Raw genomic sequence first — 12,297 nt, 5'->3', positions numbered from 1 at the left:
TTTGATCAGGCTCTCAGTGTTGCAACCAGTCTCTTTGGAAACAATAATAATTCCAATGCTTCTTCTATGTTCCTGGTAATCACGTCGGCTTTTAATAATCCTTTAAGGGAGGCTCCTTCGGCCTCCAGTACTAGGATGCCTAAAGTTGATTTTTCCAGCATAAGAGTATCATTGGTACCGTTCCCTATGGCTACGGTATTTTCCGCACCCAGTTGGGAAATAAATTCTTCTTTTTCTCTGGCGCCATTGTCAGTTTGCAGGGTTTTTATGGTACAGTTCAACCCTTTACACGCTTTTCGGACCGTACCAAAGGTATCTGCCGTTAAAACATAGCAATTAACCTTTTCAGCCAACCTGTTTAGTCGTGAAGTTACACCCGGCAAAAGTTCACCATCTTTAGCCATGGTTCCATTAAAATCCAGAACCACGTTTTTTATTTGCAAAGGTTTTCTCCCAGGAATATTAATATTAATCACAGGCCCACTCCCTTTCCGTTAATCTCCCAGGCAGATTCCCAGTTTCCGGGCCGCCTTCACCATATCGTTATCCGGCTTAACCAGGTTCAGCTCTCCTACTGCCACTTCCAGCGGCACCGAAGATATTTTTGTTCCCTGCAGGCATACCATTTCACCAAATTTCCCTTCGGCTACCAGATTTGCTGCTCCTGTACCGTATCTGGTGGCAAGGATTCTGTCAAAAGCAGTGGGAGAACCACCCCTTTGCAGGTGACCGAGTATGGTTACACGAGTTTCCTTTCCTGTAAGTTCTTCTACCTGTTGGGCGATAACATTACCTATTCCACCTAAGCGAATGGGATCAAAGCTGTCCTCCACAGTTCTCTGAACTACCATTTCCCCGCCTTGCGGCCTTGCCCCTTCTGCCACAACGATAATGCTGAATTTTTTTTGCTGCTGGCTTCGCTGGTTTATTTTTTCTACAACTGACTCTATCCGGTAGGGTATTTCCGGTATAAGAATAACGTCGGCTCCGCCGGCCAGCCCGGAGGCCAGTGCAATCCAGCCGGCGTACCTGCCCATTACTTCAAGTACCATTACCCTGTGGTGGGATTCTGCGGTGGTATGTAGTTTGTCAATGGCTTCGGTAGCTGTAGCTAAAGCGGTATCGAAGCCGAAGGTTTGGTCCGTGGCCGAAAGGTCATTGTCTATAGTCTTGGGCACTCCCACAACTTTAAGGCCCTGGTCGTACAGTTCCTTTGCAATGGAAAGGCTGCCGTCTCCGCCGATAACAATCAGCGCTTCTACCCCGTGAATACTCAGGTTTTCAAAAACCCGGTCCGAGACGTCTACAAAGACTTTCTTGTCTCCCTTTACCACCGGGTAATGAAAGGGGTTGTCCCGGTTGGTGGTGCCGAGAATTGTCCCTCCCCGGGGCAGAATTCCGGTTACGTCCTTTTCAGTTAGTTCCTTGATACGGTTTTGAATAAGGCCGCCAAAGCCGTTTTCAACGCCCATGACAGTCATGCCGTATTCCCTGATACATGTTTTAACCACTGCCCGGATGACGGCGTTAAGCCCGGGAGCATCTCCACCTCCGGTAAGTACGGCTACTTTTTTCACCATTTTTTCCCCTCCTTCTTTAGTTATAGGCTTGTTATGAAGTCCTCCAGCAATTTATTAAATTCCTGTGGTTGCTCCAGCATCATCATGTGGCCGGCCTTTTTAATGACGCGCATTTTTGAATCGGGAATATGGGAATTTAAATATTCTCCGTATTTTATGGGCGTAAGAATATCTTCTTCAGCCGATATAATAAGGGTTTTTGTATTAATTTTCTCCAATTGGTCCAACATATCAAATTTATTACAAGCCGAAAAATCGTTGAAAAACACCTTGGGGGAGACTTTATCCATTTCCGTCCTTGCCAAATCTAACAATTTACCCGGAGCGCTCTTTCCGTAAGCCATATCAATCAACTGGCGAAACAAGTGTCCCCGGGCGAAAGTATTTAGAATGGCGGGAAGAACCTTCAGGCGGGCGCCGGTCCCCGCCAGTACCAGCCCCAGCAGCCTTTCCGGGAAGTTATAAGCAAAGTTTAAGGCAATGGCGCCGCCCATGGAATGTCCTACCAAAATAAAGGGGCACCCAATGAGGTATTCGGAAAAATTTTTAATAAATGATGTATATTCGGAAATATTATTGGCGGAATCGCCTTGGGATTGGCCGTGTCCCGGCAGATCTACCGCTATGGCCAGGTGGTTTTTGCCCAGGCCGTCCAGCTGATGGGCCCAGTGTTGGTGATGGCCGCCGGCGCCGTGGACAAAAAGGATAATATGTTTCGGCTCTTTATTTGCAGGTAATTGGGCCTCGTAATAATAACGTTTTCTATTAATGTCGATAAACGGCATTAGTGTCAACTCCTTATTATTTAAAAAGAAACTACCGGCCACCGTGCCGGTAGTTAAAATCAAGCAGTCAAAGTTTAATGGTGGTGGTGGGCGTCACAACTGGGAGCAGGCTTTTCCGGTTTATCTTCATACTTTTCCCACATTCTGTGAAAGAAACTGGCTATAACAAGCATTCCTACGGTAGTAACTGCTCCGAAAGCAATTGCCTGCCACCATGTTTCAAAAAAGGGCATGCTCATCTCCTCCTCGTTATTGTACTACCTTATTAAGTGAATCCTTTAATTAAATGTTACTTTGTGCGGCCAGTTTTTTCAATACGGCCTTAAGCTCCTCCATGGCTTTTCCGTAACCAGCCCAGTCACCGTTTTTGAGCCTTTCTTGTGCTTCGTCAAAGAGCTGGTTGGCTTTCTTTATTAATAGTAGATCTTCCGTAGGTGGTTGTTGTTCCTGCGGTGGCGGTGTTATTTCTTCACCAATATCCTCGCCGAAAATTCTTTGTAGTGCCAGGGTCAGCGTTGGTTCCATAATTACCCTGTCCCCGTGGGCAACTATAACCCGGCGTAATTCGGGCATTCTACTTTGCTCGGCCTGCAAATAAAGGGGCTCCACGTACAAAAGTGAATCTTCAACAGGTATAACCAGTAAATTGCCTCGGATTACGGATGAACCCCTTTGGTCCCACAGGGATAATTGCTGAGAAATAGTTGTATCCTGGTTAATCCTGGCTTCAATTTGCATGGGGCCGTAAACCAGCTCCTGTTTGGGGAATTTGTACGCCAGGAGTTTGCCGTAATTATCTTTGTCGCACCTGGCGGCGAGCCAAGCAATCATATTTTTCTTGTTTTTAGGGGTGAAAGGCATTATCAAAACGAACTCCGGTTTCTGCTCTTCCGGTAACTTGGTTATGGTATAATACGGTTCCATGGGCTGCTCTTCCCTGCCGTATTGTTCAGTGGGAAGATTCCACTTGTCCTCTTTATTGTAAAACATTTCCGGGTCTTCCATATGGTACAGGGTGAACTTCTTTGCCTGGATAATGAACATGTCCACCGGGTACCTGATATGACTTTTAAGGTCTCGTGACATTTCCGATAAAGGTCTGAACAGTTCCGGAAAAATCTTTTGGTATGTTTTTAAGACTGGGTCAGCAGGATCAGCCGCGTAAAAAGTTACGTCCCCGTTATAAGCATCTACAACGACTTTCACTGAATTGCGTATATAATTATCCCTACTGTTAAACGGTTCCGAATAAGGAAACATATCCGTGGTGGTATACGCGTCCCACATCCAGTATAATTTGCCCTCGCTCAAAACCAAATAAGGATCCTGGTCGTATTTTAAAAAAGGTGCAATGCGTGGTACTCTATCCTTTATGTTACGATAAAACAATATTTGACTTTCCGGCTTAATGTCGGACGCCAGTAAAAGCCTGTAATCACTGAAGGCCAGGGCGAAAATAGCCTTTCTGAAGAAGGAATTTACTTTAACGCCACTCTTTTCTTTATATTCGGTATAGGCGTTTTGGTCCCCACTTAAGGGGTAATCAAATTCCCGGGTTTTGGTGTTGACAATTACATACTGGTCGGTGGCTTCGCCATAATAAATTTCCGGCCTGCTTACCTTGAGGTTTGTATCGCCTGCCGGGGGAATGTTTTTGAGGAAAAACTCCGGCAAACCTTCTCTGGTTATTTCATTGACGGGACTCATAACTAACCCGTATCCGTGGGTATATTTTAGACGCTGATTTACCCAAGTCTTGGCCTGGTCGGGCAGTTTATCCTGATTCAGTTCTCTAGCTGCCAACATTACCTGCCTGTACTGCCCGTTTACCACATAACGGTCAATGTCTATATTTTTAAGTTCATAATACGGGCGCATTTCCTGCAGTTGGCTGTACGTATCCCTAAGGGGTCTCCAGTCCCATAAGCGGATATTACTGATTGTTTCAGGATTTCGCCTGATCTGTTCTTTACTGAGGGTTCTTCCTGCAGGAAATGGTTTTTCCTCAATGTTATCCAGGTTATAAGCTAGACGTGTGTATTTGATGCCGTATTCTATATAAGGTCTTTCCTTGGCCAGTTCGTTAGGAGATACGATAAAATTTTGAATAGCTGCTGGGTATAGGCTGCCAATTAATATGGAAACACCCAGTAGGGCCCCGATGCTGTATAAAATAATCCGGAAGCGACGCAGAAAAATATTTACCAGTATAACAGCCGCCGTAATGAGGGCGATGATCATTAAGATTTTCAAGGCCGGCAGCCGGGCATGAACATCGGTATATCCGGGCCCGAAGACAACCCCGCTTTCCGAGAACATGAGGTTATATTGTTGTAATTTGTATCCCCAGGCTTTAATGATGAAGAAAAAAGCTGCAATAGCGGAAAGATGATACCTGGCGGACTCCGACTTGAACAGTTTGTTGAGCCCACCCCGGGTTGAATCAATAAAAAGATAAATAGTTGCCACTGCCATTACAGACAGTAAGGTAACCCACATCAACACCTGATAGATAAACTGGTAAAAGGGCAATTGAAAGCTGTAAAACCCGGCATCCTTTCCAAATATGGGATCTTTTATGCCAAAGGGAGTTGCATTGAGAAATTGCTGCAGGACTATCCAATCGCCCTTAACGGCAGCACTGACTAAAAAGGCGAGAATGAAACTTACTAAAATAAATGCGGCTGTAACCGATCTAGGTGTTATAATTTTTCCCAGCGGTGGTTGGTGCAGAGTTACAATACCACCTTCGTCTTCCCGGGGACGGGAGGAATTTAAGGCTTCAATTACGGGCTTACGGGTAAGAAACAGGTTAATAAATAATACCAAAAAGACAATAAACCCTGTAACAAGCCTAAGTCCCAAGTCTGATAACAAAACGGTATAAAATACCGACTCGTATCCTACAGATTTGAACCACAATATGTCCACATAAAGATTGATACCCCACTTAAAAAAGGCAATTAACAAAACTAATAAAGTAATAAGTACAGTTAAAGTTCTTTTTAAAACTTGTCCCAATAAAATACCTCCTAGTTTAAAATTCCGTAGGTTTACATGGGCTTGGAAGGTTTTTGCCTTTCTTCAGCCTCATTTTTAATTTTAGCAAGGCATCTCTGGCAGAAGGACGGCGACTTTTTGGGCATATATTCATCATCATAATCATCCTTATTTTTCCATTCGATTTCTTCTATTGTTCTCCCGCACATTATGCACCGAGCCATTAAGGTTCACCTCCCGTGAAGTGCCGCTTGGAGACTTATTTAATAAATTCGCTATTGACTGGTGAATTCCTGCACTAACGAGTTAACTGAAATTTTGGGATAGCAGTTCTCAGGTAAAAGATTGTTGTTTATTTCCCGTTGAAGTCCTTTTTAAGGTCTTCAGCCAGTTTTTCCGGTAGTAAAACGGTCCAAGGATCGTCATGAAGAATTTGCATGTGGGTTATATCACTGCCAACCAGCGGAAATATAGTAAACCGTCCGACCATGCGTATTGTTATATAAAAGCTGCCATCGCTCTCGAGGCCAAAGTACAGTGCTGCATTGAATGAAGGCAAATTAATACGGTCATAATAATGGACTACTTTTATCATGCCTTCTGCAATCTGTTTAAGGTCGTTATCAGTCAAGTCCCCAATGTTGGTTTTGCCGGGCAAAATTCCGGTAACATCTGCAACGTGTCTGGGGGCAAAGGTGGATAACCAGTGAACTTGGCCCGTCCGGCCCAAATAACGTTTATTCTCCTTTTGTTCGGCCTTAATTAATTCGGTAAAGAAATTTTTGCCGGTTTTATCGAAGTATTCTTTGGCTGCAAGGTACATTTTTTTATCATAAGTGGGAGGTTTTGGCCCGGCCAAAACTTGTAAATGAGGGTGTATCACGGAACCCCCTGCGTAGGGCATATAGTTCCAGTTGATAGAGCAGTAACGGGCTCCGGAAGAATCGTATTTTTGGGCGTATTTCAGGTATTCCAGGGCTGCTTTAAAACTTTCAGTAATCATGGAAGGATATATATCCTCCATAGGGACATAATGTTCACGGCACATCACAACCACCGATGCGTATTTTTCATAAGGATGTAGATTAGGTACAGCCGTGGCACCACCTGTGCGAATATATCCTTCCGGGTAAAAATCCGGTAAAAATCGCGGAGTAGTCTTGTCCAGATTTTCCGGACAAAAAGGGCAAAACTGCTGCCGCGACTTTTCTACAAAAGGTTCCCAGTCGTGACGGTGGGAAATTAGCCGCCGGAAAGGAAAAATTCTTGAAATTTGTCCGGTTAAGGGGTCGTAACGAACCTCACTGGTTATCACTTTCTTTTCATAATTTTTTCTTGGATCCAAAAATGCACTTTCAATAAACTCGCGCCGGAATTCAATGGTCATTATCTAAAGCCTCCTTCATGATGGTTACACCGGAACTGGTGCCCAGCCGGTGAGCACCGGCTTTTATCATCTTCAGGGCCGTGTTAAGGTCCTTTATTCCACCTGAGGCCTTAATGCCCATACCGGGGCCAATGGCCTTCTTTAATAATTGAATATCTTCCACTTTGGCACCGCCGGTGGAAAAACCGGTGGAGGTTTTTACGTAATCTACTCCGGCTTTCATTGCAATGTTGCAGGCCCTAATTTTCTCCTCGTCGGTTAGAAGACAGGTTTCCAGAATTGCTTTGGTTACGGTATTCGGGGCAATTTCCTTAACAGCATTGATTACGGCCAACATATCATTTTTAACCTCTTTATAATTGCCGGCTTTCAATTGGCCTATGTTAATAACGAAATCTATTTCCAAAGCACCACGTTTTACGGCTTCCGCCGCCTCCACGGCCTTAATCCTGCTAGTAGTGGCCCCGAGGGGGAATCCCACCACCGTGCAAACCCTGGTTGCCGAGCCGATAAGTTCCTGCGCTGCCTGCAATACGTAATAAGGGTTGACGCAAACGGCGAAAAAATTATATTTCTTGGCCTGGGCGCATAATTCGGCTATTTGCTCCCGGGTTGCTTCCGGTTTTAATAATGTATAATCGATAGTCCTGGCTATATCTTCTGGCTTGATAAACATGTTTATCGCTCCAGGGCCAAATGTACAATTTTTTCTACCAGATCTTCAAATTCCATTCCAGCTGCTCTGGCGGCATCGGGGAATAGACTGGTTTCCGTCATGCCGGGAATGGTATTAACTTCGAGGATGGTTGGATTACCCTTTTTATCCACTATGAAATCTACTCTGGCAAGGCCACGGCAACCAAGAATCTTAAATGTCTTAACGGCCATTTGCTTAATCTTTTCCTGTTGTTCGTGTGGTATGCGCGGTGGTATGATGTGTTCGCTCATACCCTTTGTATATTTTGCTTCGTAATCATAAACTCCGGTAACTGAATATATTTCAATTAGCGGTAAGGCAACGGGATTATCATTACCGAGAACCGAGGCAGTAACTTCAATTCCCTTCACCATATCTTCAACTAATGCCCATGGGTCGTATTTAAAGGCTTCTTTCAGGGCGGGCTGTATTTCCTGCTCATTGTGGACGAAGGAGGTTCCGATGGTTGAACCCTGGGTGGGAGCCTTAATCACCACGGGTAATTTGTGACGGGATAAAATATGTTGAATTATGTTGTTTATGGGTTTTTTCTTGTAGTGGGATTTTTCAATTACCGTAAAATTAGGAGTCGGAAGTCCTTCTAAAATTAGCATTTTCTTGGTAGCAATTTTATTAATTGCTAGAGCACTGGCTAATACTCCGGAACCAGTATAGGGAATATCCAGCATTTCAAGAAGTCCTTGTATGGTGCCGTCTTCACCGTAGCGCCCGTGTAGGGCAATGAATGCTAGTTGAATCCCTTTATTTTTAAGCTGTTCAACTATATCGAAGTCCACAATAATCTTTTCAGCTGGAAACCCTTTATTGATCAGGGCATTATATATTGCTTCTCCGGTTCGTAGTGAAACTTCTCTTTCGGCGGAACGCCCTCCCATTAAAACACCGATTTTGGGGGCCACCGCATCACCTCCAGGAATTTTGTAATAATATATTATTCTTAACAAGGGTTAAAAATCCTTTGTATTTTATTAATTTTCCTTGACCGGAAGTTGGTCTTGGGTTATAATAATATGTGTCTTTTCCGAAAAGTTTGTTGCAGGGGAGTAGCTCAACTGGCAGAGCATCGGTCTCCAAAACCGAGGGCTGCGGGTTCGAATCCTGTCTCCCCTGCCAGCTTGAAGTTAAACGCCGCAAGGGTTTGCGGCGTTTTTAATTTATGGCGAAGATGGCAGAATTGGCGAGTTGGAGATAATTTGGGGATAGTTTAATCAAAATTTAATCCAAAAAAACCAAAAGGCGGCTTGTAGTCGCCTAATTTTTTTGTGCTTTTTTACCGGTAAAGAGTGCATCTAGGTTATCAGCCAGTTGCCTGTCAACCGACTTTAAGGCATGGCCGTAAATATCCCTGGTGGTGCTTATATTGCTGTGCCCCAGCCTGCTACTGACATTCTTTAGTGGTGCTCCCTGGCCTACCAACAGGGTGGCTGATGTATGGCGGAGACCATGGAACGGTAGCGGTGGTAGCCCGTGCCTTTCCAGGAACTTCTTGAATCAATGGCTAGGTGTGTCTGGGTCTGGATCCATTGGCCTGCCGTCCCATGTGGTAAATAATCTATTTGAACCTTTCCACATACAGAAACTTCAACCTCACCAGAGAACAATTCCGTATCCTTATCAGGTAGTGGGCGGCCCTGTTTCTTTTTAACGCCTTCAGGTAACCGGAAATAGCTTCCCTGGCATTGTCCAGTGCTTCCTGGATAGTATCCCCTTCGGTAATACAGCCGGGCAAAGCCGGGACCGTTACCGTATATCCCCCCTCCCCTTCATTCCACTCCAGGATAACCTTAAACCTGCGTTTAGGCATTTTCCTCTTTTTCCGGGCGCAGCCAGAATACTGCTGGTTGGCGCAGGGGGCATTTTTTTCATACTGCTATAACAGTAACATGATCTAAAGGTACTGGTATGTACGTTTACTGGAAGCAGGTTAAGGGAAGGCGATATGCCTACCTGGGGAAACAATGATAAAGACAAAAAGGGGCCCAGAACCAGGTTGATTTACCTGGGAGGCACGCTGGAGGAGGCCAGGCGCAGGCTAGACATTGTCCTGACTAGCAGCCGCCTAGTGCTACCGCCCGAGCAGCGGTTAAAGCTGTGTGGAACCTGCAGGAGAAAGTCCCGGAGCAGGTCTGGAAGCCAAGGCGGGACGTTGTTTGTCCGGAACAGCTCCGCCTCTTCCTATGGAAATGTGAACCTTTCAAATTTATCAAAATCCTTAATACAAAGTCATTCCTTTGGAGACAATATTTTTGATTTCCGTTATTAAGTTAAGCTTAATTAGGTGCGGATCTTGTGTTGGGTATAGGTTTTGGGAGGGTTGGTTAATATGGCAGAAATCCAGGTCCGCTTGCTTTATCATTTAGCCCGTCTGTATGGTGTGGAGCCTGTTTATTACGATGGGATGGGCCGTTACCGACAGGCCCCGGTGGATTCCTTATTGGCTATACTCCGAGTGCTGGGTGCACCGGTTGAAACATTGGAAGATGTCCCTGGTGCTCTTAGGGAATTCAGGCAAAGGCAATGGCAGCGCTGTTGCGAGCCGATAGTTGTAGCGTGGGATGGGGAACCCGCCCATCTGGAATTGAGTTTGCCTGCTGACCGGGAAGGTGGCCTGGCTGATTGCCGGTTGGAGTTAGAAAACGGTGAGGAGCGCTGCTGGACTTGCAACTTGGACCGTCTTCCCGTGCTGCGGGTGGCGGTGGTGGAAGGTGTGGCCTATGTGGTTAAGCAACTTACCCTACCTTCAGGGTTACCCTGGGGATATCACCGTTTTACGCTGGCCCTTCCGGCTCGCTTCTGGCAAGTCTTGATTATAGCTGCCCCGCGACAGGCCTACATTTTTTCTTCCGGAACACCGGACCGGATTTGGGGGGTTTTTCTCCCCCTCTACGCCCTCCGCTCCCGGCGGAGCTGGGGTGCCGGCGACTTAACGGATCTGGAGACCTTAGTAAGTTGGGTTCAAAAGCTGGGGGGCAATACGGTGGGCACTCTTCCGCTACTGGCGGCTTTTCTGGATGAGCCCTTTGATCCGAGTCCCTATGCGCCGGCCAGCCGCTTGTTTTGGAATGAGTTTTACCTGGACGTTACCCGGATACCGGAGCTGAAGTGGTGTCCGGAGGCGCAAGATTTACTTAGCTCCCCGAAATTTCAAAAAGAGATTGCGGATCTTAAGGCCGCGCCCTTAGTAAATTACAGCCGGGGTATGACATTGAAGCGCAAGATCCTGGAATGCCTGGCACGTTGCTGTTTTGCCGGGGATTCCGGGCGGCTGGACGCCCTGCGGCGCTGGGTGGCGGAGCATCCGCGGGTACAGGACTATGCCCGCTTTCGCGCCGCAGTTGAGCAACAGCGGGCCGGGTGGCCCGCATGGCCCCAGCGGATGCGGGATGGGGTTCTCCGGCAGGAGGATTATAATCCGGAGGTTGAGCGCTATCATCTGTATGTACAATGGGTGATCCACGAACAATTTCAGACCCTTTCGGTTCAATTCCGGCAGCAAGGGGCGGGATTGTGTCTCGACCTGCCATTGGGGGTTCACAGTGCCGGCTATGACGTTTGGCGCGAGCGCGATGCCTTTGCTTTGAAAGTAAGCAGCGGCGCTCCGCCGGATGCCTTTTTTACCCGGGGGCAGGACTGGGGTTTTCCACCGTTACACCCGGAGCGAATTCGAGAACAAGGCTACCGCTACTACATTGCTTGCCTGCGTCACCACCTGCAGCATGCCGGTATTCTGCGCCTGGATCATGTTATGGGCCTGCACCGCCTCTTCTGGATACCTGCAGGCCTGGAAGTAAGTAAAGGAGCTTACGTGCGTTACCGTTCCGAAGAATTTTATGCCATATTGGCTTTGGAATCCCACCGGTATAAAACGGTATTAGTGGGTGAGGATCTCGGTAACGTGCCCGCCTTTATTCGTACAGCCATGTCCCGGCATAAGGTATTTAAGATGTACATATTGCCATTCCAATTAACCGATAAATCCTCCGAAGGATTGCGTCCCGTTCCTACGGACACTCTGGCGAGTTTAAATACTCATGATATGCCTCCCTTTAGTGCTTTTTGGTTGGAAAAGGATTCGGATGAACGTAAGGCTTTAACTTCTTTTCTAAAAAGAAAAGGCTGGCTTGAAGTTCCCGCCGTTAACATTGAGGCTGTCCTCAAGGCCTGCCTTAAGTTCCTGTCTGCCAGCGGGGCCCGGATTTTACTGGTGAATCTGGAGGACCTGTGGCTGGAAATGGCTCCCCAGAATGTCCCGGGTACCAAGGACGAGTTCCCCAACTGGCGGCGAAAGGCTCGCTATACTTTTGAGGTATTCAGCCGGATGCCAGGGGTTTTGGCAACGTTACAGGATATTAACCGTTTAAGAAAGATAGATGCAACCTGTCTCACCATTTAGTTACCTTTGCTTATTCATGGGGGAGGAATACGGTGAAAAGACATCCTTTCAGTATTTTACAAGTCATACGGATCTTGAACTGGCTGAGGCGGTGTGGAAAGGGCGGCGGGAGGGATTTGCTTCTTTTAAGCAGGAGATCAAGATGCCTGACTCCAAAATGAGGCAACTTTCCTGTGTCCCGGGTTCGATCATAAGTTGCACGAGCAAGGAAAACACCGGGAGCTTTGGGAGTTCTACTGGGAATTAATCCGGCTGCGCCGTGAACTGCCGGCCCTGTCGGATTTAAACAGGGAAAATATGGACGTTATTACCCGGGAACAGGAAGCGGGGGCTGGGTAGCGGCGGTACGGCACCGGTAGAATTCGAGTCAACAGGCAAGGCCTGGGTTGCCTTAAGCCCTTTAATCTGCATTTTGTTTCGGCGAGCAAAGGAGG

The 12,297-nt window shown here is 46.7% G+C and carries 13 protein-coding genes and 1 tRNA gene; 3 read left to right on the top strand and 11 right to left on the bottom strand.

Annotated elements, in window-relative coordinates; genetic code table 11:
* Positions 1–5: 5 nt before the first annotated feature.
* The 9 genes from ACX4JR_RS10630 to ACX4JR_RS10590 form a co-directional block, all read right to left on the bottom strand.
* Positions 6–476: an HAD family hydrolase gene (locus ACX4JR_RS10630; protein WP_476058040.1), complete on the bottom strand. Its 471-nt coding sequence runs from the start codon at positions 474–476 to the stop codon at positions 6–8.
* 18 nt (positions 477–494) lie between these two features.
* Positions 495–1,580: a 6-phosphofructokinase gene (locus ACX4JR_RS10625; protein ID WP_476058039.1), complete on the bottom strand. Its 1,086-nt coding sequence runs from the start codon at positions 1,578–1,580 to the stop codon at positions 495–497.
* 20 nt (positions 1,581–1,600) lie between these two features.
* Positions 1,601–2,365, bottom strand: a complete 765-nt coding sequence (locus tag ACX4JR_RS10620) for an alpha/beta fold hydrolase (RefSeq protein ID WP_476058038.1) — start codon at positions 2,363–2,365, stop codon at positions 1,601–1,603.
* 74 nt (positions 2,366–2,439) lie between these two features.
* Positions 2,440–2,598 carry a hypothetical protein gene (locus ACX4JR_RS10615; RefSeq protein ID WP_476058037.1) on the bottom strand — a complete coding sequence of 53 codons (159 nt, stop codon included), beginning with the start codon at positions 2,596–2,598 and terminating at the stop codon, positions 2,440–2,442.
* 49 nt (positions 2,599–2,647) lie between these two features.
* Complete coding sequence (locus tag ACX4JR_RS10610) at positions 2,648–5,386, bottom strand: UPF0182 family membrane protein (RefSeq protein WP_476058036.1); 2,739 nt, start codon at positions 5,384–5,386, stop codon at positions 2,648–2,650.
* Between the two features lie 32 nt (positions 5,387–5,418).
* Positions 5,419–5,589, bottom strand: a complete 171-nt coding sequence (locus ACX4JR_RS10605; protein ID WP_476058035.1) for a hypothetical protein — start codon at positions 5,587–5,589, stop codon at positions 5,419–5,421.
* Between the two features lie 128 nt (positions 5,590–5,717).
* Positions 5,718–6,752 (bottom strand): hypothetical protein, encoded by a 1,035-nt coding sequence (locus ACX4JR_RS10600; protein WP_476058034.1) that lies wholly within the window; start codon positions 6,750–6,752, stop codon positions 5,718–5,720.
* Entirely contained in the window at positions 6,742–7,428 is a 687-nt protein-coding gene (gene deoC / locus ACX4JR_RS10595) for a deoxyribose-phosphate aldolase (protein ID WP_476058033.1), read from the bottom strand. Before deoC ends, ACX4JR_RS10600 begins: the two co-directional genes overlap by 11 nt.
* 2 nt (positions 7,429–7,430) lie before the next feature.
* Entirely contained in the window at positions 7,431–8,369 is a 939-nt protein-coding gene (locus ACX4JR_RS10590) for a D-alanine--D-alanine ligase (protein WP_476058032.1), read from the bottom strand.
* Between the two features lie 138 nt (positions 8,370–8,507).
* Here ACX4JR_RS10590 and ACX4JR_RS10585 point away from each other — a divergent pair.
* Positions 8,508–8,583, top strand: a tRNA-Trp gene (locus tag ACX4JR_RS10585).
* A gap of 138 nt (positions 8,584–8,721) precedes the next feature.
* Here ACX4JR_RS10585 and ACX4JR_RS10580 read toward each other — a convergent pair.
* Positions 8,722–8,949, bottom strand: coding sequence for a tyrosine-type recombinase/integrase (locus ACX4JR_RS10580; protein ID WP_476060530.1), 228 nt, complete (start codon positions 8,947–8,949; stop codon positions 8,722–8,724).
* 73 nt (positions 8,950–9,022) lie between these two features.
* Positions 9,023–9,274, bottom strand: coding sequence for a type II toxin-antitoxin system HicB family antitoxin (locus ACX4JR_RS10575; protein ID WP_476058031.1), 252 nt, complete (start codon positions 9,272–9,274; stop codon positions 9,023–9,025).
* A gap of 519 nt (positions 9,275–9,793) precedes the next feature.
* Here ACX4JR_RS10575 and malQ point away from each other — a divergent pair.
* Together malQ and ACX4JR_RS10565 are read left to right on the top strand one after the other, a co-directional pair.
* Positions 9,794–11,863, top strand: coding sequence for a 4-alpha-glucanotransferase (malQ, locus tag ACX4JR_RS10570; protein WP_476058030.1), 2,070 nt, complete (start codon positions 9,794–9,796; stop codon positions 11,861–11,863).
* 195 nt (positions 11,864–12,058) lie between these two features.
* Entirely contained in the window at positions 12,059–12,202 is a 144-nt protein-coding gene (locus ACX4JR_RS10565) for a hypothetical protein (RefSeq protein ID WP_476058029.1), read from the top strand.
* Positions 12,203–12,297: the final 95 nt, after the last annotated feature.

The sequence above is a fragment of the Desulfofundulus sp. JL263-se genome, from assembly GCF_056316025.1.
Note: the sequence above shows the minus strand (reverse complement) of the source record. Positions and strands in the feature narration are given on the sequence as shown.